27 protein-coding genes are annotated in these 23,747 nt (G+C 58.3%); 16 read left to right on the forward strand and 11 right to left on the reverse strand.

Going from position 1 to position 23,747, the window contains the following annotated elements; translation table 11 throughout:
• The first annotated feature begins 112 nt into the window (after positions 1 to 112).
• From AC4ANE_RS22585 to AC4ANE_RS22615, 7 genes are all read left to right on the forward strand, one after another.
• The gene (locus tag AC4ANE_RS22585; protein ID WP_002552218.1) at positions 113 to 718 is read left to right on the forward strand and encodes a hypothetical protein; all 606 of its coding nucleotides are present in this window, start codon (positions 113 to 115) and stop codon (positions 716 to 718) included.
• A gap of 151 nt (positions 719 to 869) precedes the next feature.
• Positions 870 to 1,439 carry a putative antibiotic biosynthesis monooxygenase gene (locus AC4ANE_RS22590; RefSeq protein ID WP_002552217.1) on the forward strand — a complete coding sequence of 190 codons (570 nt, stop codon included), beginning with the start codon at positions 870 to 872 and terminating at the stop codon, positions 1,437 to 1,439.
• Between the two features lie 232 nt (positions 1,440 to 1,671).
• Positions 1,672 to 2,382 carry a dihydromonapterin reductase gene (gene folM, locus AC4ANE_RS22595; RefSeq protein ID WP_002552216.1) on the forward strand — a complete coding sequence of 237 codons (711 nt, stop codon included), beginning with the start codon at positions 1,672 to 1,674 and terminating at the stop codon, positions 2,380 to 2,382.
• Between the two features lie 21 nt (positions 2,383 to 2,403).
• The gene (gene folE, locus AC4ANE_RS22600; RefSeq protein WP_031595168.1) at positions 2,404 to 2,967 is read left to right on the forward strand and encodes a GTP cyclohydrolase I FolE; all 564 of its coding nucleotides are present in this window, start codon (positions 2,404 to 2,406) and stop codon (positions 2,965 to 2,967) included.
• Positions 2,967 to 3,338, forward strand: a complete 372-nt coding sequence (gene folX / locus AC4ANE_RS22605; RefSeq protein ID WP_002552214.1) for a dihydroneopterin triphosphate 2'-epimerase — start codon at positions 2,967 to 2,969, stop codon at positions 3,336 to 3,338. Before folE ends, folX begins: the two co-directional genes overlap by 1 nt.
• A 43-nt stretch (positions 3,339 to 3,381) precedes the next feature.
• Complete coding sequence (locus tag AC4ANE_RS22610) at positions 3,382 to 3,678, forward strand: DUF1244 domain-containing protein (protein ID WP_002552213.1); 297 nt, start codon at positions 3,382 to 3,384, stop codon at positions 3,676 to 3,678.
• Positions 3,671 to 4,006 (forward strand): HopJ type III effector protein, encoded by a 336-nt coding sequence (locus AC4ANE_RS22615; RefSeq protein WP_002552212.1) that lies wholly within the window; start codon positions 3,671 to 3,673, stop codon positions 4,004 to 4,006. Before AC4ANE_RS22610 ends, AC4ANE_RS22615 begins: the two co-directional genes overlap by 8 nt.
• 62 nt (positions 4,007 to 4,068) lie before the next feature.
• Here the strand turns inward: AC4ANE_RS22615 and trxB are convergent, their stop codons facing one another.
• Positions 4,069 to 5,031 carry a thioredoxin-disulfide reductase gene (gene trxB / locus AC4ANE_RS22620; protein WP_002552211.1) on the reverse strand — a complete coding sequence of 321 codons (963 nt, stop codon included), beginning with the start codon at positions 5,029 to 5,031 and terminating at the stop codon, positions 4,069 to 4,071.
• Positions 5,032 to 5,398: 367 nt separating this feature from the next.
• Between trxB and cysZ the strand changes: the two genes are divergently transcribed.
• Positions 5,399 to 6,160 (forward strand): sulfate transporter CysZ, encoded by a 762-nt coding sequence (cysZ, locus tag AC4ANE_RS22625; protein WP_460408532.1) that lies wholly within the window; start codon positions 5,399 to 5,401, stop codon positions 6,158 to 6,160.
• A 182-nt stretch (positions 6,161 to 6,342) separates the two neighbouring features.
• On the forward strand, positions 6,343 to 6,687 hold the full coding sequence (locus tag AC4ANE_RS22630; protein ID WP_002552209.1) for a hypothetical protein: 345 nt from the start codon (positions 6,343 to 6,345) through the stop codon (positions 6,685 to 6,687).
• A gap of 97 nt (positions 6,688 to 6,784) precedes the next feature.
• On the opposite strand, the gene AC4ANE_RS22635 is transcribed toward AC4ANE_RS22630, so the two are convergent.
• The gene (locus tag AC4ANE_RS22635; RefSeq protein WP_002552208.1) at positions 6,785 to 7,381 is read right to left on the reverse strand and encodes a hypothetical protein; all 597 of its coding nucleotides are present in this window, start codon (positions 7,379 to 7,381) and stop codon (positions 6,785 to 6,787) included.
• 321 nt (positions 7,382 to 7,702) lie between these two features.
• Here AC4ANE_RS22635 and AC4ANE_RS22640 point away from each other — a divergent pair, with 321 nt between their 5' ends.
• Together AC4ANE_RS22640 and AC4ANE_RS22645 are read left to right on the forward strand one after the other, a co-directional pair.
• A complete protein-coding gene (locus tag AC4ANE_RS22640; protein ID WP_031595170.1) occupies positions 7,703 to 8,002 on the forward strand; it encodes a hypothetical protein in 300 nt (99 codons plus the stop codon).
• Positions 8,003 to 8,082: 80 nt separating this feature from the next.
• Positions 8,083 to 9,303: a glycosyltransferase family 4 protein gene (locus tag AC4ANE_RS22645; RefSeq protein WP_002552207.1), complete on the forward strand. Its 1,221-nt coding sequence runs from the start codon at positions 8,083 to 8,085 to the stop codon at positions 9,301 to 9,303.
• On the opposite strand, the gene AC4ANE_RS22650 is transcribed toward AC4ANE_RS22645, so the two are convergent.
• From AC4ANE_RS22650 to AC4ANE_RS22660, 3 genes are all read right to left on the reverse strand, one after another.
• On the reverse strand, positions 9,272 to 10,375 hold the full coding sequence (locus AC4ANE_RS22650) for an NADH:flavin oxidoreductase (protein ID WP_031595172.1): 1,104 nt from the start codon (positions 10,373 to 10,375) through the stop codon (positions 9,272 to 9,274). The genes AC4ANE_RS22645 and AC4ANE_RS22650 overlap by 32 nt on opposite strands.
• Before the next feature lie 184 nt (positions 10,376 to 10,559).
• Positions 10,560 to 11,048: a glutathione peroxidase gene (locus AC4ANE_RS22655; RefSeq protein ID WP_002552206.1), complete on the reverse strand. Its 489-nt coding sequence runs from the start codon at positions 11,046 to 11,048 to the stop codon at positions 10,560 to 10,562.
• A 132-nt stretch (positions 11,049 to 11,180) separates the two neighbouring features.
• Positions 11,181 to 11,666: an FKBP-type peptidyl-prolyl cis-trans isomerase gene (locus AC4ANE_RS22660; RefSeq protein ID WP_002552205.1), complete on the reverse strand. Its 486-nt coding sequence runs from the start codon at positions 11,664 to 11,666 to the stop codon at positions 11,181 to 11,183.
• 14 nt (positions 11,667 to 11,680) lie between these two features.
• Between AC4ANE_RS22660 and AC4ANE_RS22665 the strand changes: the two genes are divergently transcribed.
• The 3 genes from AC4ANE_RS22665 (at position 11,681) to yihG (ending at position 15,123) form a co-directional block, all read left to right on the forward strand.
• Positions 11,681 to 11,986, forward strand: a complete 306-nt coding sequence (locus AC4ANE_RS22665) for a DUF3565 domain-containing protein (RefSeq protein WP_005733216.1) — start codon at positions 11,681 to 11,683, stop codon at positions 11,984 to 11,986.
• 77 nt (positions 11,987 to 12,063) lie between these two features.
• The gene (pta, locus tag AC4ANE_RS22670) at positions 12,064 to 14,154 is read left to right on the forward strand and encodes a phosphate acetyltransferase (protein WP_002552203.1); all 2,091 of its coding nucleotides are present in this window, start codon (positions 12,064 to 12,066) and stop codon (positions 14,152 to 14,154) included.
• Positions 14,155 to 14,217: 63 nt separating this feature from the next.
• The gene (gene yihG / locus AC4ANE_RS22675; RefSeq protein ID WP_002552202.1) at positions 14,218 to 15,123 is read left to right on the forward strand and encodes a 1-acylglycerol-3-phosphate O-acyltransferase, YihG family; all 906 of its coding nucleotides are present in this window, start codon (positions 14,218 to 14,220) and stop codon (positions 15,121 to 15,123) included.
• Between the two features lie 140 nt (positions 15,124 to 15,263).
• On the opposite strand, the gene AC4ANE_RS22680 is transcribed toward yihG, so the two are convergent.
• From AC4ANE_RS22680 to rutR, 6 genes are all read right to left on the reverse strand, one after another.
• On the reverse strand, positions 15,264 to 15,953 hold the full coding sequence (locus AC4ANE_RS22680) for a YiaD family glycine zipper/OmpA-like lipoprotein (RefSeq protein ID WP_002552201.1): 690 nt from the start codon (positions 15,951 to 15,953) through the stop codon (positions 15,264 to 15,266).
• Positions 15,954 to 16,066: 113 nt separating this feature from the next.
• A complete protein-coding gene (locus AC4ANE_RS22685; protein WP_002552200.1) occupies positions 16,067 to 16,993 on the reverse strand; it encodes an ABC transporter permease in 927 nt (308 codons plus the stop codon).
• Positions 16,993 to 18,108: an ABC transporter permease gene (locus AC4ANE_RS22690; protein WP_002552199.1), complete on the reverse strand. Its 1,116-nt coding sequence runs from the start codon at positions 18,106 to 18,108 to the stop codon at positions 16,993 to 16,995. Before AC4ANE_RS22690 ends, AC4ANE_RS22685 begins: the two co-directional genes overlap by 1 nt.
• Positions 18,101 to 19,612, reverse strand: coding sequence for an ABC transporter ATP-binding protein (locus AC4ANE_RS22695; protein WP_002552198.1), 1,512 nt, complete (start codon positions 19,610 to 19,612; stop codon positions 18,101 to 18,103). The genes AC4ANE_RS22690 and AC4ANE_RS22695 overlap by 8 nt, the downstream gene beginning before the upstream one ends.
• Positions 19,609 to 20,700, reverse strand: a complete 1,092-nt coding sequence (locus tag AC4ANE_RS22700; RefSeq protein ID WP_002552197.1) for a BMP family ABC transporter substrate-binding protein — start codon at positions 20,698 to 20,700, stop codon at positions 19,609 to 19,611. The genes AC4ANE_RS22695 and AC4ANE_RS22700 overlap by 4 nt, the downstream gene beginning before the upstream one ends.
• Positions 20,701 to 20,921: 221 nt before the next feature.
• Positions 20,922 to 21,650, reverse strand: a complete 729-nt coding sequence (gene rutR, locus AC4ANE_RS22705) for a pyrimidine utilization regulatory protein R (protein ID WP_031595175.1) — start codon at positions 21,648 to 21,650, stop codon at positions 20,922 to 20,924.
• Positions 21,651 to 21,920: 270 nt separating this feature from the next.
• On the opposite strand from rutR, the gene rutA reads away from it, so the two are divergent.
• Positions 21,921 to 23,003, forward strand: a complete 1,083-nt coding sequence (rutA, locus tag AC4ANE_RS22710; protein WP_002552196.1) for a pyrimidine utilization protein A — start codon at positions 21,921 to 21,923, stop codon at positions 23,001 to 23,003.
• Positions 23,003 to 23,740, forward strand: coding sequence for a pyrimidine utilization protein B (rutB, locus tag AC4ANE_RS22715; protein WP_002552195.1), 738 nt, complete (start codon positions 23,003 to 23,005; stop codon positions 23,738 to 23,740). Before rutA ends, rutB begins: the two co-directional genes overlap by 1 nt.
• Positions 23,741 to 23,747: the final 7 nt, after the last annotated feature.

Here is a 23,747-nt window from a genome sequence, read left to right on the forward strand (position 1 = left end):
AAGCACAGCCAAGTTGAAATATTAAAATGGAAAAATATGATGAGCGGTCCGAACAACTTGCGGAATCAATGGTCTTTGTTCTCAATAACCGGTCAGACCGAGCTTTCCGCCAATGCAACCTGATTCTCTCCTCACACAGGCTGAACTGGATTTTATCCAGAGCATGCAGCGCAATCCGAAGCTGAACGTGCGCGACAGCACGCGTAGCCTTCTGGTCAATGGCGGGGTTCAGATTCAGGATCTGCTGACACGTCTGGCTGCTCACGAGCAGGTCACGATCCATGCGCAGTTCGAAAACCAGCAGATGAATTTCCCTCTGCATCTGGTCGAGGACGAATTCCATGCGCTGCATCTGGAACTGGGCGCACCGAGTATTTTCGAGGAAGGCCCGAAGATTCGCCCCTGGCGGCTCGTGCTTGAAGAGCCAATCCCGCTTGAGACCGAAAAGGGTGCATTGACGGCGCTCTGGGTTCACGAGCTGTCGTTCAAGGGGGTGCTGCTTGAGTACCGCAAGGAAGGCAAGCTGCCGAGAAACTTTTCCGCCTGGTTCAACCCGCCAGGTCAGGCCCCTATTCCAATGCGCGGCAAGCTGGAGCGAATGACCGAACACAGTTTCGGTGCCTATCACTTCAGCAAGCATGGCAAGGACGACGCCGAGCGCTTGCGTCAGTACATCCTCCAAGAGCATCGCCGCAAGCACCCTTCCCTGCACAAGTAATCAGCCAACACCGCAAAGCTCTACCGGTCCGTCAGCGTTTCAGGAATAATCCTTGCTTGCTTTTCAAGTGAAGCTGTCGCGACCCACCACCCCGGATCGCGGCATGTGACCTCCCTACCCGGGAATCTCACGCCTCTACCGGAGATACACAATGTCTACCTCACCCGTCACCTTGATGGTTGCCCGCCGCGTGGCACAGGGTCGTTACCATGAAATGATGGCCTGGCTGCACGAAGGCGAACAGTTGGCCACGGATTTCCCGGGGTATCTGGGTTCCGGGGTGCTGGCGCCTCCGCCTGGCGATGATGAATTTCAGATCATTTTCCGCTTTACCGATGAGCACACCATGCACGCCTGGGAGCATTCCGCCTCTCGACGCTCCTGGCTGGTGCGCGGCAGCGGTCTTTTCGCGCAACCCTCGGAACATCGCGTCAGTGGTATTGATGGCTGGTTCGGCGCAATCGATCAGCGCCCGCCACGCTGGAAACAGGCTGTCGCGATCTGGCTGGCGTTTTTTCCCGTGTCACTGATCTTCAATTTCTTGCTTGGCCCGCTGCTCAATCATCTGGACCTGTTGCCGCGCATCATGATCAGTACAGCGGTGCTTACCCCGCTGATGGTCTACCTGTTCATTCCCCTGTCCACGCGCCTGCTCGCACCCTGGCTGCAGAGCACGCCAGCGGCACCTGCGCGCCCGGCACAGTCGCCATCCCCTCGGTAATATCGAAAAGACCTGTACACCCCCGCACTTAGGTACAGGTCTTCGCCGCCTCTGACAACCTCACCTCTTCATCATGCCCTTGGGCAGTGCCTTGCAACGCTGCCTTGCAAAGGCTTGCTCCCGCCCAGGGTTGTACAAAAAAATTCTCTGGTATAACTTTTCCTGTAAACCGGAAGAAGCAATCGACCGTACAATCCCCGTCCACTGTGGATAACCGATACATGAGCTGTCGATGACATTATCTTCTGCACCGATTCTGATCACCGGAGCCAGCCAGCGCGTAGGCCTGCATTGCGCCTTGCGACTGCTTGAGCATGGGCATCGGGTTATCATCAGTTATCGCACTGAACACGCAAGCGTGACGGAACTGCGCCAGGCCGGAGCGGTGGCCCTCTACGGCGATTTTTCGTGCGAAACCGGGATCATGGCGTTCATCGATCTACTGAAAACCCAGACTTCAAGCCTGCGTGCCGTTGTACACAATGCATCCGAGTGGCTGGCAGAAACCCCGGGCGAGGAAGCGGATAACTTCACGCGTATGTTCAGCGTACATATGCTGGCACCCTACCTGATCAATCTGCACTGTGAGCCGTTGCTGACCGCCAGTGAAGTCGCTGACATCGTGCATATCAGCGATGACGTGACCCGCAAGGGCAGCAGCAAGCACATCGCCTACTGCGCAACCAAGGCCGGCCTGGAAAGCCTGACGCTGTCCTTCGCTGCCCGGTTCGCCCCTCTTGTCAAAGTCAACGGCATAGCACCGGCGCTGTTGATGTTTCAACCCAAGGACGATGCGGCCTACCGCGCCAACGCCCTGGCCAAATCGGCTCTGGGCATAGAGCCTGGTGCAGAAGTGATCTACCAGAGCCTGCGTTACCTTCTGGACAGCACCTATGTCACCGGCACAACACTGACCGTAAACGGCGGACGGCACGTCAAGTAAGCCGCCCCGAGGAACATTCTGATGAGTTCGTCCCTGCCCCAGCACTATCGAGACATTCTGCTCGGCCTTGGTGAAGATTCAGACCGCGAAGGCCTTCTGGACACCCCGAAACGCGCGTCCAAAGCGATGCAGTATCTGTGTCACGGCTACACCCAGAGCGTCGACGAAATCGTCAATGGCGCCCTGTTCGCATCCGACAATGATGAGATGGTCATTGTCCAGAATATCGAGCTGTATTCACTCTGCGAGCACCACCTGTTGCCATTCATAGGCAAGGCGCATGTGGCTTATATCCCTACCGGCAAAGTGCTGGGCCTGTCGAAGATCGCGCGCATTGTGGACATGTTTGCCCGCCGCCTGCAGATTCAGGAAAATCTGACCAAGCAGATTGCCGATGCCATTCAGCAAGTCACGGGGGCGGCAGGTGTAGCCGTGGTCATCGAGGCAAAGCACATGTGCATGATGATGCACGGTGTCGAAAAACAGAATTCGACCATGAACACTTCAGTGATGCTGGGGGCCTTCCGTGACTCGAGCACCACCCGCATGGAGTTTCTGCAATTGATCGGACGGAGCAGACAATAATGGCAAGACTCGAACCTGGCACCGCGCGCATCCGGGTCAAGGACCTGCGCCTGCGCACATATATCGGTATCAACGAAGACGAAATCGTCAACAAGCAGGATGTGCTGATCAATCTGACTATTCTCTACGCCGCACAGGAAGCCGTTCGCGACAACGACATCGAGCATGCTCTCAACTATCGCACCATCACCAAGGCCATCATTCAGCATGTCGAGGGTAACCGCTTCGCTCTGCTGGAAAGACTGACACAGGAAGTGCTGGACCTGGTGATGAGCCACAAGGCCGTGACCTACGCAGAAGTGGAAGTCGACAAGCCGCATGCGCTGCGCTTTGCCGAATCGGTATCGATCACGCTCGCCGGTCAACGCTGAAACTCTTATCATGACGCGAACCGTCTATTGAAAAGAGCCCGTCATGACCGAGCAAGAACGCCTCGAACTCGAAGCTGCAGCATTCCGTCGCCTGGTCGCGCATCTGGACAGCCGCAAGGATGTCCAGAACATCGACCTGATGAACCTGTCCGGTTTCTGCCGTAACTGCCTGTCCAAGTGGTACAAGGCCGCCGCCGATGAAAAGCACATCGACATCAGCCTCGATGATGCTCGCGAGGTGGTTTACGGCATGCCGTACAGCGAGTGGAAAGCTCAATACCAGAAAGAAGCAAACGCCGAACAACAAGCGGCGTTCGCCAAGGAACCCAAACATGACTGATCTGAACTCGCTGCGCACCAGCCTGCGCAGCGGCGAGCATGTGTTCGCTGATACCCTGGCCTTTATCGCAGAAAGTTACGATTATCAGCCTCGGCCGTTCAGAAACGGCGCCGTCGACAATGCTGCCGGGCAAAACGAAGGGTCTTGCAAGACGCTAGGCCTGGCATTGCTGGAAGGTTTGAGCGATGAAGAGGCACTGTTGGCATTTGGCGAGCACTACCGCTCGGTGCAAGCCACACCTGAAGGCAGCGACCACGGCAATATCCGTGCGCTGATCGAGTATGGGCTGGCAGGTGTGAAAGCCGCTCAAGCGCAAGGCTTGAGCTGACAGGTTCTCGTGCCAACGCATTGGCACGAGAACCTGGTTGCAGAGGCCTGGAGGGACGCCAATCAGAACGTGGCGTTTGCCAGACCGTCCAGATAACGCTCGACGTCCAGTGCCGCCATGCAGCCTGCACCAGCCGAGGTGATGGCCTGACGGTATACGTGGTCAGCCACATCACCGGCCGCGAATACACCTTCAACGCTGGTAGCAGTCGCATTGCCTTCACGGCCACCGTGCACAACCATGTAGCCATCTTTCAAAGCCAGTTGCCCTTCGAACAGCGAGGTGTTCGGCGTGTGGCCGATGGCGATGAATACGCCGTCGACTTTCAGCTCGTCACTGGTCCCGTCATTCTTCTTCAGACGCGCACCGGTCACGCCCATGTTGTCACCCAATACCTCGTCCAGCGTGGCATTGAGCTTGAGCTCGATCTTGCCTTCGGCGACACGTGCGTGCAGCTTGTCGATCAGGATCTTCTCGGCGCGAAAGGTTTCGCGACGGTGAACCAGAGTCACCTTGCTGGCGATGTTGGCCAGATACAGCGCTTCTTCCACCGCCGTGTTACCGCCACCGACTACCGCGACTTCACGGTTGCGGTAGAAGAAGCCATCGCATGTGGCGCAGGCAGAAACCCCCTTGCCCATGAACGCTTCTTCCGAAGGCAGGCCCAGGTAACGGGCGCTGGCACCGGTGGCGATGATCAGTGCATCGCAGGTGTAGGTTGCGCTATCGCCCTGAAGGCTGAACGGCTTGCCGGCCAGATCAACGGAGTTGATGTGGTCGAAGACGATTTCAGTCTCGAAACGCTCGGCATGCTCACGCATACGCTCCATCAGAGCCGGACCGGTCAGGCCATGGGGGTCGCCCGGCCAGTTGTCGACTTCAGTGGTGGTGGTCAACTGACCACCAGCCTGCATGCCGGTGATCAGCAGAGGCTTGAGGTTGGCGCGGGCGGCGTAAACCGCAGCGCTGTAACCGGCAGGGCCGGAACCGAGAATGATCACTCGGGAATGACGTACGTCTGACATGACACACTCCTGTCGACCGACTGTTCAAGCCGCAATCGAAACAGCTGGATAAAAAAGGACCGCCGAAACACTTGGGGAAGTGCCATTCACTCGGCGGATCCTGAAAGTTCTGACTCCTGAGACAGGTCCTGAAATTGGTGCCAAGCCTATCGGGGTAGCAAAGGTTAAGGAAATATCGTTTCACAATCCACCCCATAGGTCACTTCTATAGGGTGACTGACCGACAGCAGTGTACTCGCGCGAACATCCGGCCCCGGCAAGCGCGTTCAGGGCTCGGGGAATGGTGCTGAGCGCCGACAGCCATCAACTCTTTCATGGCTATCACAAAGCCGGTAAGGTCACGCCTTTCAAGCACCTGGAGACTGCCATGCCCGCGCCCGCCCTTACCGGCCCGCAATACCTCAGAGAGGGACTGAAACTGGTCCTCAGTCCTGGTTTGCGATTGTTCGTCCTGCTGCCCTTGAGCATCAATGTGGTGTTGTTCTGCGGCCTGATCTATCTGGCGGTGCACCAGTTCGAGCTGTGGGTCGACACCTTCATGCCTACGCTCCCTCACTGGCTGAGCTTTCTCAGCTATATCCTCTGGCCGCTGTTCGTGGTGCTGGTCCTGCTGATGGTGTTTTTCACCTTCACCGTGGTCGCCAACATCATCTCCGCGCCGTTTAATGGGTTTCTCTCCGAAAAAGTCGAAGCCGTGGTTTGTGGCGTGGACGATTCACCGGATTTCAGCTGGGCCGAACTGGTGGCCATGGTGCCACGTACCCTGGCCCGCGAAGCCCGCAAGCTGGGCTATATGCTGCCGCGCATGCTCGGGCTGTTCATTCTGTCGTTCATCCCTGTGGCCAATATAATAGCCGCCCCGCTGTGGCTGTTGTTCGGCGTGTGGATGATGGCGATCCAGTACATTGACTACCCCGCCGACAACCACAAACTGGGCTGGAACGAAATGCTCGGCTGGCTGAAAAGCAAGCGCTGGCAAAGCCTGAGCTTCGGCGGCATTGTCTACGTCGCCTTGCTGATCCCGGTGGTCAACCTGCTGATGATGCCCGCCGCAGTGGCCGGTGCGACATTGTTCTGGGTGCGCGAACGCGGGGCGGATGCATTGCCGGTGACGCAGGCACGAGGCTGAACCCCGAAATATCACCGGGCCGCGCAATACGGCCCGGACTATCTGATAAAAATCACTCGCTATATATATTTACCGCACAAGGCCCTGTCAACTGAGGCTCAATAGAGCCTCAAACAACCCGTTCATGTGAAGTCCGCTTCCATCGAACATGCGACACATGAACTTAACAAGGAAGTTAAATCATGAATACTCCAGTAAACCCTGCTGCATTTGCCGCTAAACACGCCACAATCGAAGAAAAAATTCGTGCGTTTCTGGTCAGTGAACTGGCCGAATGGTCGATCAATCCAGACAACGTTTACATCAACGGCGTAAATAACCCGGAAGAACGTTTGGTCATCAGTTCCAGCTCCCTGACCGCCGAAGCAACCAATCGTGTTTTCGAGAAAGACGCTCCGTCTTACTCCCCACGTACAGCAGGTCTGTTCAGCGTGGCGTATTCGTATGCCGACGAACATCGCCTGGCTGCTCCGGACCTGGCCAAGGTAGGTGAAGTGATCGGCCAACTGGTCAATGACCTGGGCTGATTACTCTGATTGACTGGCTGAGTGACGACAAAGCCTGAAAGAGTGCCGAATAGGTAATGAATGATCTGTTCGGCACTTCAATTGGCGTCAGTAGTATCTACGCTGCAGCAGACGCAGAGAGGTAGGTCGGTATACTCATCAACCAGATAGCACACCCGGCAAGAATCCATAGGCCATTGGCCCATGTCAATCTTGAGTTGGTACTTCCGTCTGGATCAAGCGCCGCGGCATTCATCTTCGACTGCACCAGCATTAAATTAAATGTTTGCGCAGTGGCCAGCAGAACCGCCCATACCAGCCAGCCGCCGACCGGTTTGAATTGCACATTCCCGGAAACACCTTGCGAAAGCACCATCCCCGCAATAGTCAACGCCAGCAACACCAGGCCGCTAATCGCCCAGTACGCCATGTGACCACGCCCCTGTCGCCGCAGACTTTTGTCCACAGTGCGAAATAGTGGAAAGGCGTAAATAACGGCGAAGATCACACGCGCAACGGGCCACACCTTACTGCCTGAAAATTTCTTGTTCAGCGACCAGTTTCGATAAAACCAGTGAATCGCGAAAAAGCCCGATGTCAAAAGATACAGAATGAAGAATTTCTTTAGAGACACGACATAAAATTCCGGACCTCTACTGTCCGTTTCATCTTTTTCCAGGCTGGCTTTCGGTGGCGCATATATTAAATCTGACATTTCATATCCCTTTGAAAAGAGAGCGAATGCTATCAGACGAATCAAAACCCTGCAAAAAATATAGCTATAAAGAAGCTTCCTACAAACAAAAACCTCAAGCCTTACAACCATGACCAAACTCGTCTACCTGACAGTCGGCAAGCGGTTGCCGCTAAAGAACAAACGTTGCCAGCGTTTCAAAAAATCTCATGTAGGCCGTCTCTGTAGGCCAAAAAAATTAACACCCTGCCCACTCGGCTCAAGCGTGTAGGACCAAACTAATATATCAATATTGGCATTGCGCTTGCTCTGTTGCGTCTAGACAACAGGAGCCATAGAGCAATGGAAAACATCGTAAACACCGCAACAGTCAAACCCATCAATACCAACCGACCTGCAGGTCTTGAAACACTCCCGCAATCGCGATCAGGCAGGTTTGCTCAGATATTGAGCCAGAGGGTCGAAGACCTTACAGCGGCCGAACCTGCCACTCTAGGCAAACATATCCAGCCCCGCTCGACCTTTTTTATGGAAAACATGAGCCTTGAGCAGCTCAGATCTGTGGTCGACGACCAGAGATTTCTGCCAAAACCTGCAGCCATGGAGCGAATCGCCGATCCTGAAAATCGCCGATTGAGATGAATCGGGGCGGTTGATGTGAAGCCACTTGAAGTTCACACAACCGCCACATAACCGAAATGTAACCAGCCGAAACTGCTCTCATGAGCAAAATTCTTAACGTCACCCTGATTACTGAAACCTTCATTCCCGAGATCAACGGCGTTGCCAATACCCTGGGGCGTCTTTGTGAAGGGTTGCGGTTGCGCGGGCATCGGGTCGAGCTGGTTCGGCCGCGCCAGAATGACGAGACCCATGCAGGTGCCGCAGAAGACCTGTTGCTGTGCCGGGGCTGGCCGATACCGGGCTATCCAGGGTTGCAATGGGGTCAGTCTTCGATGCACAAACTGCTGCGCCGCTGGCAGCGGCGTCGACCGGATGTGTTGTACATCGCCACTGAAGGCCCGCTGGGGCTGTCGGCGCTACGGGCAGCGCGGCGTCTGGGTATAGCGGTGATCAGTGGCTTTCACACCAACTTTCCACAGTACACACAGCAATACGGCATGGGTTTTATCACCCGGCTGCTGACCCACTACCTGCGCTGGTTCCACAACCGCTCGCGCATGACGCTGGTGCCGAGCATCAGCCAGAAGGTGGAACTGGAGCGGCGCGGCTTTGAAAGGATCGAGTTGCTGTCTCGCGGCGTCGACAGCCAGTTGTTCACCCCGTCCAGGCGTTCGCAGACTCTGCGCGAAAGCTGGGGCCTGCAAGCAGGTGATATCGGCGTCATACACGTCGGCCGCCTGGCACCCGAGAAAAACCTGGGCTTGCTCAAAGTCAGCTTCGAAACGCTCAAGGACAGTTACCCGCAACGTAATATCAAACTGATTGTTGTCGGCGAAGGGCCTCAGCGCCAGCAGCTTGAGCAGCAGATCCCGGATGCGATCTTCTGCGGCACTCAGCGCGGTGAAGTGCTGGCCATGCACTATGCCTCGGCAGATATGTTTCTGTTCCCCAGCCTGACCGAAACGTTCGGCAACGTGGTCCTTGAAGCGCTGGCCTCAGGGCTGGGTGTGGTTGCTTACGACGAAGCCGCTGCCGGACAGCATATTCGTCATGGCCACAATGGGGCCTTGGCCATGCCGGGTGACGAGGCGGCGTTCATCGACGCAGCACGCTGGTTGCTGGAAGACAGCGAAACGTTGCGCCGGGTGCGCCTCAATGCCCGTCAACACGCCAGTCGCCAGGGCTGGACGGCGATCATCGATCAGTTCGAACGACAACTGCGTGAGGCCTGCCCGGGCGAAAAACCTGTAAATACCAAAGAGACCAGGCAGGCAGCTACCAATAAGATCAGGCCAGTGTCGTCAGTGCCTCTCGACTGAATGGCAGGATGTCCTGCTCGCGCCCCTCACGCACTTTCAATGCCCAGTCCGGGTCGACCAGCAAGGCACGTCCCACCGCAACCAGATCAAACTCGTCGTTGCCCAGCCGCTTCAGCAGATTTTCCAGGCTGGCCGGCTGTGCGACCTTATCGGTGTTGACCATGAACTGCAGAAACTCACCGTCCAGCCCGACACTGCCGACGGTAATGGTCGGTTTACCGGTCAGTTTGCGCGTCCAGCCTGCGAGGTTCAGGTCAGAGCCTTCAAACTCGGCTTCCCAGAAACGAGGCGTAGAGCAATGGAAGATATCCACTCCGGCGTCAGCCAGCGGTTGCAGGAATTCGCCCAGCGCCTCGGGCGTCTGCACCAGACGTGCGGTGTAATCCTGCTGTTTCCATTGTGAGAAACGGAAGATGATGGGGTAGTCCGCCCCTACCGCGACGCGCACTGCCTTGATCAGCTCGATGGCAAACCGCGAACGGTTGGCCAGGCTGCCACCGTACTCGTCACTGCGCTGATTGCTGCCCTCCCAGAAGAACTGATCAATCAGATAACCGTGGGCCCCATGAATTTCGACACCGTCCATGCCAATCGCCTTGGCATCGACAGCGGCCTGGGCAAAAGCGGCCACAACATCATCAATGTCCTGTTTGCTCATGCCATGCACCAGCACTTGACCGTCCTTGACCTTCTCCATCGGCCCATAGGCAGGCACGCTACCGTCCGGCTCGGTACCGGGACGACGAACCGCACCGACGTGCCAGAGTTGCGGGACGATCTTGCCACCCTCTGCGTGCACCGCCTCAACAACCTTGCGCCAGCCCGCCAGTGGCGCATCACCAAAAAACTGCGGAACGTTCGGGTAGCCGTTGGAAGCCTTGTGGTTGACCGTCGTTCCTTCGGTGACAATCAGCCCGACACCTGCCGCCGCGCGACGCCGGTAGTACTCGATCACCTTTGAGTTGGGTACATGTCCCGGCGAGAACGAACGGGTCATGGGTGCCATCACCACCCGCGACGACAATTCCAGGCTGCCCAGACGGAAAGGCGTAAACAAGGCTTCTACCGACATGCGAAACTCCGGAAAAATGGTCGATTGCAATACGGCGACAAGCGCCGGATCAAGCGCGCAGAATATCGCTGGGCATCAGCGCTGGCCCAGTACTATTGATTTGGCTGATTTGAGTGCAAAAGCCGCCAAGGCGCAAGACAGCCGGGCAAGCACACGCTAACCCGGTGCTACCTCGACGAGGTGATCAGCTTTGTGCCAAGGCCTTTTCAATGGCCTGAATCACTGCGGGATCATCCGGTGCAGTACGCGGAGAGAAACGCGCGCTCACGCCACCGTTCTTGCCGACCAGAAACTTTTCGAAATTCCAGGTGATATCCCCGGGAAACTCGGCGCCTTCGCCAGCCAGCAGGCGATAAAGCGAATGCCGGTCAGGGCCATTGACGTCGAGTTTTTCACCCAGCGTAAAGGTCACGCCGTAATTGAGTTCGCAAAATTCGGCGATCTCTTTTTCGCTGCCCGGTTCCTGCCCGGCAAACTGGTTGCACGGCAGCCCGAGAATCTCCAGGCCCTTGTCCTTGTATTGCTGATAGAGGTTTTCAAGTGCTGCGTATTGCGGTGTCAGCCCGCATTTGGACGCGACGTTGACCACCAGAACCACTTTGTTCTTAAAACCCGCCATCGGCAGTTCCTGACCACCCAGCGCTTTCAATTTGATGTCGTGAAAAGCACTCATGAGAACCCCTTTTGAAACAAGTAACCCAAAGCCACAGCCTGAAAAAAGGCACCGTGACCGCACGCGTAACGAAAGTCGTCATCGCAGAACAGCCAGGGCGCCTTTTCAGTGACCTGAGCTTAGCAGCACAAATCAGTGTTGATGACCGCCTTCACCGTGAACATGGCCGTGAGCCATTTCTTCTTCACTGGCATCGCGGATAGCCACAACCTTTACGTCGAAGTTCAGGCGCTGGCCCGCGAGCGGGTGGTTGCCGTCAACAGTAACGTCATCGCCGTCCAGATCGCGGATGGTCACGATCTGCATGCCGCCGTCCGGACCGGATGCGTGGAACTGCATGCCGACTTCGAGTTTGTCGACACCTTCGAACATGCTGGCGCTCAGGGTACTGACCAGTTCGGCGGAGTATTCACCATAGGCATCTTCCGGCTCGACGGCTACCTTCAGCTCGTCACCGACGTCCTTGCCTTCCAGCGCCTTTTCCAGGCCCGGGATGATGTTGCCTGCACCTTGCAGGTAAACCAGCGGCGCACCACCGGCAGAGCTGTCGATGACCTCACCAGCGTCGTTGGTCAGGGTATAGTCAATGGAGACAGCCTTATTGGCGGCGATCGGCATGGGGACAAGACCTTTTGCTTAAGATTGAAGAACGAGCAAGTTTAACCAAGCAATCGCCCGAAAGCGAACGCAACTCTGACAAACGGCCCAGAATGGAAGGTTCAACTGTTATCAACTTGCAACAGGATCAAGAAGGGCACTGGATTGCCGTGCTGTCCTGCGGCCACACTCAGCACCTGCGCCATCAGCCGCCATGGCAGTCGCGAGCCTGGGTTCTTGACCCGATAAAACGCCAACAGATGACAGGTCAGGCCTTTCGCTGCGGCTGGTGTGCTAACGCCGCAGATAACGATAGTCTTGCCGCAGAGAAATCGCGTTAGACGATTTCCGGACTTTTTTGGTCAGCAGCTGTTCCCTATGTGCTGCGACCCTTGCACTGCTCAATCGAGAAGCCAGTATGCAGACTTTTTTTATCGCCCCCACTGACTTCGGCGTGGGGTTGACCTCTATCAGCCTGGGCCTGGTGCGCACACTGGAGCGCGCAGGCTTGAAAGTAGGTTTTTTCAAACCGATTGCCCAGCCGCACCCCGGCGATCTGGGCCCCGAGCGCTCGACCGAACTGATGGCCCGCACCCACGGCCTGAAGCCGCCCAAGCCTCTGGGGCTGGCGCATGTCGAGCGCATGCTCGGCGATGGTCAACTGGATGAACTGCTCGAAGAGATCATCAATCTTTATCAACAGGCAGCTGTCGGCAAGGACGTGCTGGTGGTCGAAGGCATGGTCCCGACCCGCAGCGCGAGCTATGCCGCGCGGGTCAATCTGCATCTGGCCAAGAGCCTGGATGCTGACGTCATTCTGGTCTCTGCCCCGGAAAACGAAGTGCTTGCCGAGCTGTCGGGCAGGGTCGAATTGCAGGCCCAGCTGTTTGGTGGCCCCAAGGACCCGAAGGTGCTGGGCGTGATACTCAACAAGGTGCGCACCGAAGAGAGCATGGAAGTCTTCTCCTCTCGCCTGAAAGAGCACTCTCCACTGCTGCGCAGTGGCGATTTCCGACTGCTGGGCTGCATTCCCTATCGCGCTGAACTCAATGCGCCGCGCACTCGTGATGTGGCCGAATTGCTAGGCGCGCAGGTACTCAACGCAGGCGATTACGATCAGCGGCGCATGTCCAGAATCATTATCTGTGCCCGAACGGTGCTCAATACCGTTCCACTGCTCAAGCCGGGCGTGCTGGTCGTGACGCCGGGCGACCGTGACGACATCATTCTGGCAGTGAGCCTGGCGGCAATAAATGGCGTACCGCTGGCGGGCCTGTTGCTGACCAGCGATACCGTGCCCGACCCGCGCATCATGGAACTGTGCCGAGGTGCATTCCAGGCCGGTCTGCCTGTGCTGTCGGTCAGCAGCGGTTCCTATGACACGGCAAACCGGCTCAATCAGTTAAACAAGGAAATCCCCATCGATGACCGCGAGCGCGCGGAAAACATCACCGATTTCGTGGCCGGCCATCTGGACGCCGGCTGGCTGCACCAGCGCTGCGGAACACCCCGCGAGCTGCGCCTGTCGCCTGCCGTGTTTCGCTATCAACTGATCCAGCGAGCGCAGGCAGCCAACAAGCGTATTGTCCTGCCCGAAGGCAACGAACCGCTGACCATTCAGGCGGCGGCCATCTGCCAGGCGCGCGGTATCGCGCGCTGTGTGTTACTGGCCAGACCCGAGGAAGTTCAGGCCGTGGCTCAGGCACACGGTATCGAGCTGCCACCGGGGCTGGAGATTCTTGACCCGGAGCTGATTCGCGAGCGCTATGTTGCGCCGATGGTGGAACTGCGCAAAAACAAAAGCCTGAACGCGCCCATGGCCGAGCAACAGCTCGAAGACCCGGTGGTCATCGGCACCGTAATGCTGGCGCTGGACGAAGTCGACGGGCTGGTATCGGGCGTCATTCACTCCACCGCCAACACCATCCGGCCGGCCCTGCAACTGATCAAGACCGCGCCGGGCTGCACGCTGGTGTCTTCGGTATTTTTCATGCTGTTCCCCGAGCAGGTGCTGATGTACGGCGACTGCATCATGAACCCGCATCCGAGTGCCAGCGAGCTGTCCGAGATCGCCTTGCAAAGCGCCGACTCAGCCACTGCGTTCGGCATTTCGCCACGGGTAGCGATGATCAGCTATTCCAGCGGCAACTCGGCCAGCGGCGAAGAAGTGGAGAAGGTCCGCGAAGCAACGCAACTGGCACGGGAAACCCGGCGCGATCTATTGATCGACGGGCCGCTGCAGTATGATGCGGCCGCCAACGAACATGTCGCCCGACAGCTGGCCCCGGACAGCCCGGTGGCAGGACGTGCCAACGTGTTCGTGTTCCCGGACCTCAATACTGGCAATACCACCTACAAGGCGGTGCAACGCAGTGCCGACTGTGTAAGCCTTGGCCCGATGCTGCAAGGCCTGCGCAAGCCGGTGAACGACCTGCCACGTGGCGCACAGGTGGATGACATCGTCTATACCATCGCACTGACGGCGATACAGGCCGACACGCTGTCCTGATGCCTACTCATGATGCCGCAGACCCATCTGCGGCTTTCGACAACTTCCGGAGCCATCTCCTTCATGGATTTCCTGCCTGCCCCGTTGCGCGGCGTCATCGCATCGCTGTTATTGGCGCTGAACACCATCGTCTGTTGCACGGTGCTGTTCGCGGTCACGATCCTCAAGATCTGCCTGCCCTTCTCTGCGGCACAGCGCTTTACCGACTGGCTGATGAGCCACATCCATGAAACCTGGATAGGCAACAACAATGCCTGGATCAAACTGCTCTGCCACACCCGCTGGCACCTGAGCGGGCTGGAAGGGCTCGATTACAAACACTCGTATCTGGTCACCAGCAATCACCAGAGCTGGGTCGACATCATGGTCTTGCAATACGTGCTCAACCGACGCATTCGTCCGTTGAAATTCTTCCTCAAGCAGGAGTTGATCTGGGTCCCGATCATCGGTCTGGCGTGGTGGGCGTTGGGTTTTCCGTTCATGAAGCGTTACTCCAAGGCGTACCTTGCGAAACACCCGGAAAAGAAAGGCAAGGATCTGGAAACCACCCGCCGCACCTGCGCGAAGTTTCGTCACAACCCGGTGGGGATTTTCAACTTCGCAGAAGGCACGCGCTTCACCGCCGGTAAGCACGCGCAGCAGAACTCGCCCTTCCGCCACTTGCTCAAACCCAAGGCTGGCGGCATTGCCTTCGTGCTCGATGCGATGGGCGAACAGCTGGAGTCGATCATCAACGTGACCATCCATTACCCTGGCGGACAACCCGGCTACTGGGACCTGCTGTGCGGTAACGTGAGGGAAGTGGTTGCCCACTTCGAAGAGATCAAAATCCCGCAGCAGTTTCTCGGCAAAAATTACGACCAGGACGGCGAGTACCGCCTGGAATTCCAGCAGTGGATCAATGCGCTATGGGAAGAAAAAGACCGGCTGCTGGACCGGCTGCATGAGCAGTATCCAGCACAGCATTGATAGTGACTCGTGGGAGCGAGCTTGCTCGCGAAAAGGCCATAAAGGCCGCCGCAAAACTAGCGTTTTAGCCATCGCCTTCGCGAGCAAGCTCGCTCCCACTTTGCCCCGCATTCAACCAACCCGCGACGCAACGTTGTTGATCAGTACTGCTGACCCGGAATCGGCTTGAGGTTTACCTCGACACGGCGGTTCTGGGCGCGGCCATTGACATCGGCGTTGCTGGCAATCGGTTGGTCGGGGCCCGCGCCTCGCACGGAGAGGTGCGATTGATCAACGACCTGCGAAGTCAGGTACGTCGCAACGCTTTGTGCGCGCTGTTGCGACAGGTCCATGTTGTGCTGGCGGCTGCCGGTGCTGTCGGTGTAACCGACGATTTCAATGTTGTTCTGGTTGAACTGCTTGAGCGAATTCGCCAGGTTGTTGAGCGGCGAATAGAAGCTGCTGGCGATTGCCGAAGAGTCCGTTGCGAACGTGATGTTACCCGGCATGATCAGTTTGATCTGGTCGCCCTGACGCTGCACCTCGACGCCAGTATTGGCCATGCTCGCGCGCAATGCTGCTTCCTGCTTGTCTGCGTAATAGCCATACCCCGCCGATGCAGCGCCCGCAACGGCAGCACCAATCAATGCGCCCTTGCCACGATGATTGTGGTCGATGGCGGCACCTGCTACTGCACCGGCCAATGCGCCGAGTCCGCCGTACTTGGCTGTTTTGCTCATGCCACCGGAGCTTTGCGCCTGGCCTTGATTGTCATAGGGATTGGATGTTGCACAGCCCGACAGCATGGCTACGGCGGTGGCAACAATGATCAAACGACGCGAGGTAAACATTCAGGAGCTCCTGGTTTTGACGAACGCTGGTAACCGGATTAGAGCATGCCGGCTGTCAAAAATTCCTTAACCCCTGCTGAACCGCCCGTATTACGGCGCTTGACGTGTTTTGCTCAGCGTCGTTCCTCACGAATATAAGGCTCGCCCAACGCACCCGGCTGACTGCTGGATTGACGCTTGACGCTTGCCACCCAGACCATCACCAACAACGTGACCGCGTAGGGCGTCATCAAGACGAAATACTGAGGCAGGCGCACCCCCGTAGCCGCCAATTGCGGAATCAGCGCCTCGATGCCACCGAACAGCAAAGCACCGGCCAACGCACGCCAGGGCGACCAGCGCGCGAAGATCACCAGCGAAACCGCAATCCAGCCGCGTCCGCCTGTCATGTCCGCGATCCACATCTTGGTACTGAGTACGGCAATGAAGCCGCCCGCCAGCCCCATCAATGCAGAACCGGCGACAATTGCCGCCAGGCGGTAACCCAACACAGAAATGCCTGCGGCATCGGCGGCCTGCGGGTTCTCGCCGACCGCGCGCAGACGCAGCCCGGTGCGCGTACGATCGAGCAGCCAGACCACCGCGATGAAAATCACCACGGTCAGGTACACCAACGGGTTCTGCACAAAGACCCGGCCCACCACAGGCAGCTCGGACAACGGCCACAGCTCGACCGCCTGCAAGCCGCTGACTGGCCGGTTGGTCCAGCCAAGCAGCGTACCCAGCAGCCCGGTCAAACCCTGACAGAAGAACACCAGCGCCAGGCCGGCAATCACCTGATTGATCCGCAGCACCAACACCATCAGCGCAAACAGCAACGAAACCAGACCTGCCGCCACCATCGACGCCAGCAGCGAAAGACCAGGCGAGCCCAGGCTCAACTGCATACCGATGCCTGCCAATGCGCCGACCAGCATCAGCCCCTCGACGCCCAGCGCCAGTACACCGCTGCGCTCGATGAGGATCAGGCCCAGTGCGGCCAGCGCAAACGGCACGGCGAAATCCGGTGCGCTGCCCAACCAGTGGGAAATAAGCTCCATCAACGTTCTCCTGCCTGAATGCGCCGCAGGCGATGGCGGATGAAAAAGTCCGACGACGCGACGCAGATCACCAGGATTGCCTGGATCAGTTGCACCATCGAAAACGGAATCTGATAGAACACCTGCAGGTTGCGCCCGGCCACGAACAGCATGGCGATCAGCAGCGCGACCACGGTGGCGGCCACCGGGTTATTGCGGGCCAGAAAGGCGATGAGAATCCCGGAAAAACCGTAGCCCTGATAGAACGACTGGGTAAGGCGCCCTTCCTGCCCGGACGTCACAACGAAACCTGCGAGCCCTGCCAGTGCACCTGAAAGCAGCACAGTGCCGATGATCATCTTGCGCACCGGCACACCCACAGCCCCGGCGACCTTCGGGTTGGCATCGACGAAGCGCAGGTACAGCCCGGCCCGCGAGACACCGACAAACCACAGGGTCAGGCCGGTGACCAACAGCGCCAGGGGGATCGCTGCGTTATACCCCGCAAACAGATCAGGCAAACGCTCAAAGCTTTGAAACGCAGGCGAGTAGGGAAAGTTGTCTCGCGGGTCCTTCCAACTGCCATAAACCAGATGCAGAAGGAAGTTGGCGGCGATGTAATTGAGCATCAGGGTCGAGATGATCTCGTTGACCTGCCACTTGAGCTTCAACAGTACCGGCCCCAGGCTCCACAGCAACCCGCAGATCACAGCCGCCGCCATCATCAGCGGCAGGCGCAGAACTTCCGGCCCCACCTGGAACAGCGAAATCGCCGTGGCACCAATCGCTCCCCAGATCATCTGGCCCTCCAGCCCCAGGTTCCAGAAGCGCGCACGAAACGCCATGCACCCGGCCAGGCCGACCATAATCATCGGCGACGCCTGAAACAGCACAGCCTTGAAGTTTTGGGCATCGAACACCGTTTGAACGACGAATTCGTTGAGCAACTCGTCAGCAGGCACCCCGGCAAGAATCAGGATAGTGGTACAGATCGCCAGGCCGACCAGCAACGCCAGGGCTATGATCAGCGCCTGCAAGGGCCAGCCAGTCTGCTGACGAAGTTCCAGCGTGTAGCGGCGCGACAGCAACGGTTGGCGTGCCGGAACAGTGTGTTGCAATGCAGTTGTGTCACTCATGGCTCACCATCGCTTTGCCGATAGCCTGACGGTCAGCGGGGTAATCGAACTCGGCGACGACACGCCCGCCGTTCATTACGCCGATACGGTCAGCCAGGCTCAATACTTCGTCCAGGTCTTCGCTGATCACCAGCACCGCAGCGCCTGCATCGCGTGCCGCGCGCAGGCGGGCATGCACTGCCTGTGTGGCACGCACGTCCAGGCCACGGCTCGGGCTATGCACCAGCACCAATTGCGGGTCGCGGCTGAATTCACGGGCGATCACCAGTTTCTGTGCGTTGCCGCCCGACAGCAGTGCAGCTTTCTGATCGAGAGAGCGCACGCCCTGCACATCGAAGTCCGCCACTGCGCGTTGCGCGTCCTGTTTCAGGCGCTTGTAGCCCAGACGCCAGAAAGAACCGTATTGCCCGCTATGGATGTTGCCGATGCCGAAGTTCTCGGCTACCGACAGCGATCCGGCCAGCGCCGCGCCGTAGCGGTCCGCCGGGATGGAAGCGATGCGCAGTTGCCGACGCTGATCAGCCGACGCACTGCGCAGGTCGCCAAAAGAGGCCATGTGGATTTCGCCCTCGGTGGCCTGCGGCAGCCCCATCAATGCGTTGGCCAGTTCGGCCTGACCATTGCCGCCAACGCCTGCAATACCGTAGATCTGCCCGGCGTGCAGGGTCATGTTCACGCCGTTGAGTGCGCCGCTGCCGACGCTGCGCAAATCGCGTACCTGTAAACGAACCTCACCAGGCGTTGCGCAATGATGTTCTGCGACCGGCACCGACTCGCCCACGGTCAGTTGCACCAGTTGCTCGACACTCACCTTCTGCGGGTCAACAGTCTGCACGGTGCGCCCGCCGCGCATCACGGTCACACGGTCGGCATAGCGTTTGACGTCGGCCATCTTGTGCGTCACCAGAATCACCGCAGCGCCCTGCCGCGCAAAGGCCTGAACGGTCAGCAGCAAACGTTCGGCCTCCTGATCGGTCAGGACTGCGGTCGGCTCATCAAGGATCAGAATGCGCGCACCGGCCAGCAGCACCTTGAGAATCTCGACGCGCTGCTGCTCGGCAACCGACAGGCTGTCGACGGTCCGGGCCGGGTCAATCGCAAACCCCAGTTCGTCCGCCTTGCTGACAATCTCTTGCTCCAGCGCACGCAGACGCTTTCGATAGCTGCCTTCGCCCGGTTGCTCAGGCAGCGCCAACAGAATGTTCTGCGCCACTGTAAAGGGCTTCACCAGCTTGAAATGCTGGTGAACCATGCCAATCCGGTAACGACTGGCGTCCCTGGGCCCCTGAAGCTGAACCGGATTGTCGTCCAGCAGCAGCGTGCCGGTTTCCGGTGCGTACAGCCCGGCTGCAATGTTCATCAGTGATGACTTGCCTGCACCGTTCTCGCCCAGCAACGCATGCACTTCGCCCCAACAGGCGGTGAAGTCGGCATCGATCAGCGCCTTGAAGCCATCGAACGATTTACTGATGCCAGTGAGTTGCAGCGCGTTGACCTGACTCATTGCTGAGTCTTCACGCCTTCGACAAACCAGTCCATTTTCCACAGATCCGGGTCAGACAATTGCTGACCGGCCGCAACCCGCTCCTTGCCGTCACGGTCCGCCAGCGGTCCGCTGTAGATGATTTTCCTGCCTGCCAGCAGTTCGTCACGCTCGGCCATGATCTTCTTGCGATTGTCTTTCGAAATGATCGGGTCTTTGCTCAGCGTGATATCGGTGCCGCCCTGCTGCATCGACAGCAGTGCACCGTTGGCAGGCGGGGTCCAGTTGCCCGCGATGACCTTTTTGAGCTCTGGCCCCAGGAAGCGGTCCCAGACCCACAACGAAGAACAGACGGTTGCCTTGGGGGCAAACTCGCTCAGATCCCGATGGTGGCCGGTGCCATGAATGCCGCGCTCCTGAGCGACGATCTGCGGTGTCGGGCTGTCGACGTGCTGGCCGACCACATCGACGCCGTTGTCGATCAATGCCATGGTTGCCGCGCGCTCCTTGACCGGGTCATTCCAGGCGCCGGTATAAACCACAGTGACGGTGGCTTTCGGATTGATCTGCCGGGCACCCAGTTCGTAGGCGTTGATGGTCCAGTTGACCTGGCCGAACGGGTTGGCGGCGACGAAGCCCAGCTTGCCGGTTTTCGACGCAGCACCAGCGGCCATGCCGCACAGGTACTGGCTCTCGTAGGTACGGCCATAAAACGATTCGAGGTTCGCCGCGTTGGTGGTGCCCGAGCCGTTCAGGAACGCGACATCAGGGTATTTTTTGGCCAGCGCAAGGAAGGTATCTGAGTAACCGAATGCAGTACCGACGATGATATTGGCACCGCGCGCGATGAGCCGGTCGACCACTGGGGTAATGGCAGCGGCGTTCTCGGGCACGCTTTCAACGAACTGGATTTTTGTGTCCAGATCCTTTTCAAGCTTCACGCGCGCCTCATCGAATGCCTGAGTCCAGCCGCCATCATTGCGCGGGCTAATGTAGACCATGGCGATTTTCGCAGGTCCCTTCAGGGTCAAGCCCTCGGCCTGAGCGAAGCCGGCGGCCCCGAACGCTACAGCCGCACACAATGTCCCGGGCAACAGTTTCTTGTACATAGACGTTTTCCTGAGGGTAATGGCCGATGAGGGCAGCACCTGGCCGACTCTCAGGCCGTAGCAGCATCCATGCCACTACCGGGAAAACGCTATGGAACAACGGCCTGACTCGATTTCACCGCGCAGAACAGATCAAATGGTCTGAATCAGAGCACTTGGTTTGTGCATGACCTGCATTCGCTGCGCGTCCAGGGTGCGCGTGTCGGGGCCCGCGCAATTTTTCAGGCAGTACGCGGCAGGATGCCGTCCAGGATCATGCTGCGCAGGCTCGCCAGCACTTCTTCGAAAAACACCGGGTCGTCCAGCGTCTTGCCGGTCACGGCCTCGACCTGAGTGCGGAAATCGGCGTAATGCTGAGTGGTCGCCCACAGGGTGAAAATCAGATGGTGCGGGTTAATCGGGGCCAACTGGCCATTGTCGATCCAGTGCTGAATGACTGCCACCTTGGCCTGCACCGTGTCGCGCAACGGGTGCTGCAACTCGCCCTGAATCAGCGGCGCGCCCTGCATCACTTCCATACAGAACAGCCGTGATTCGGCCGGGTGATCGCGAGACATTTCCAGCTTGGCCTTGATGTAGGCACCGATAGCCTGCACCGGCTCCTTGTCGGCAGTGAAATGCACCAGCGGGCTCAGCCAGACTTCAAGCAACTGACGCAGTACGTTGAGGTACAGATCATCCTTGCTGCTGAAGTAATACAGCAGGTTGGTCTTGGAAACATCCGCCAGGCTCGCGACCTGATCCAGGCTGCTGCCGTGCACGCCATAGCGGGAAAATATCTCCAGCGCCGCATCGAGAATCAGCGTGCGCTTGCCTTCCATCAGGCGCATGCGCCGCTTCAGGGAAGTAGCACTGGGCTCGCGAGTGGTCTTGACCACGGTTTCGGGCTTGACCTTGCGTCCGCGCTTGCTCGCGGGCTCCGTCACAGGAGGTTTCTTGTTCACGCACATCCATCCAGTGATGCCGAAATGAGCGGGCATCTTAACGGGCGCAGCTGTTTTGTCGATATGGGTTACCCAGCCGGTCGGCTCTGCCCCATCTGCGTGCGCCCTGCACAAACCAAGTGCTCTGATTCAGACCAAATGGTCTGCAAAAAATGAGTTTTATTTTTAAGCGATTGAATAAAAACAATAAAAATTTATGGCCCGCTTAATGCAATGGCGAATTAAGAGATGAATCAAGTGCTCTTGCACGCATCGACCAACGCAGAGAGGCCTTATATGGACATCGGTATCTTCATCCCCATCGGCAACAACGGCTGGCTGATTTCCAGCAACGCACCGCAGTACATGCCGACTTTCGAGCTGAACAAACAGATCGTGCAGACGGCCGAGGGCTACGGTTTCGACTTTGCGTTATCGATGATCAAACTGCGCGGCTTCGGCGGCAAGACAGAGTTCTGGGAGCACAACCTGGAGTCCTTCACGCTGATGGCGGGGCTGGCGGCAGTGACCAGCAAGATCCAGTTGTTCGCCACCGTGGCCACTCTGACCATTCCACCTGCCATCGCGGCACGCATGGCCTCGACCATCGATTCGATCTCCAATGGCCGCTTCGGGATCAACCTGGTCACCGGCTGGCAGAAACCCGAATACGAGCAGATGGGCCTGTGGCCCGGCGATGAGTTCTTCCATACCCGCTATGAATACCTGGCCGAATACGCCCAGGTTCTGCGCGACCTGTGGGCCACCGGCAGCAGTGATTTCAAGGGCGAGCATTTCAGCATGCAGGACTGCCGCGTCAGCCCTCGTCCAAAGGCCGACATGAAGCTGATCTGCGCCGGTCAAAGCGAAGCAGGCATGGCTTTCTCAGCGCAGTACGCCGATTACAACTTCTGCTTCGGCAAGGGCGTGAACACCCCTACTGCGTTTGCGCCCACCGCACAGAAACTGATCGAAGCCAACGAAAAGACCGGCCGCAACGTTACCTCCTGCGTGCTGTTCATGATCATCGCCGACGATACCGATGAAGCGGCAAGGGCTCGCTGGGAGCACATCAAGGACGGTGCCGACGAAGAGGCCATCGCCTGGTTGAGCGAGAAGGGCTCGGCGGATAAGAGCGCCGGTTCGAACCTGCGGCAGATGGCCGACCCGACCTCGGCGGTCAACATCAACATGGGCACGCTGGTCGGCTCTTGGGCCACCGTGGCGCGAATGCTCGATGAAGTCGCCAGTGTGCCGGGGACTCAGGGCGTGATGCTGACCTTCGATGACTTCGTGAAAGGCGTCGAGGATTTCGGCGAGAAAATCCAGCCGCTGATGACCAGTCGCAAGCACATCGCGCAGCTCAAGGAGGTGGTCTGATGAATGCTTCGGCAACTGTCGCAGGCGTCGACCTGCCGGACGGGCAACCCGCCCGTGTGCTGCCCGCCCGTCCCGAGCCGCTGCGCATGAAACCCGGCGAAACAGCGCTGGTGGTCGTCGACATGCAGAACGCCTACGCATCGCTGGGGGGTTATCTGGACCTTGCGGGGTTCGATGTCAGCAGCACCGGGCCGGTTATCGCCAATATCAACAAGGCCTGTGCCGCAGCGCGTGCAGCAGGCATCCCGGTGATCTTTTTTCAGAATGGCTGGGACCCGGCCTATGTCGAGGCGGGAGGGCCCGGCTCGCCGAACTGGCATAAGTCCAATGCCCTGAAAACCATGCGCAAGCGCCCGGAGCTCGAAGGGCAACTGCTGGCCAAAGGCGGATGGGACTATCAACTGGTCGATGAACTCAAGCCACAGCCTGGCGACATTGTGGTGCCGAAAATCCGTTACAGCGGCTTCTTCAATTCCAGTTTCGACAGCGTGTTGCGCAGCCGCGGCATTCGCAATCTGGTGTTCACCGGCATCGCCACCAACGTCTGCGTTGAATCCACCCTGCGTGACGGTTTCCACCTGGAGTACTTCGGCGTGGTGCTGGCGGATGCAACCCATCAGGCAGGCCCCGAATTCGCTCAGCAAGCCGCGCTGTTCAACATCGAAACCTTCTTCGGCTGGGTTTCCAGTGTCGATGACTTCTGCACCACTTTCAGCCCTGTCGGGCAACCTTCGTGAGGACATA

The organism is Pseudomonas sp. Pme6b, from assembly GCF_058129925.1.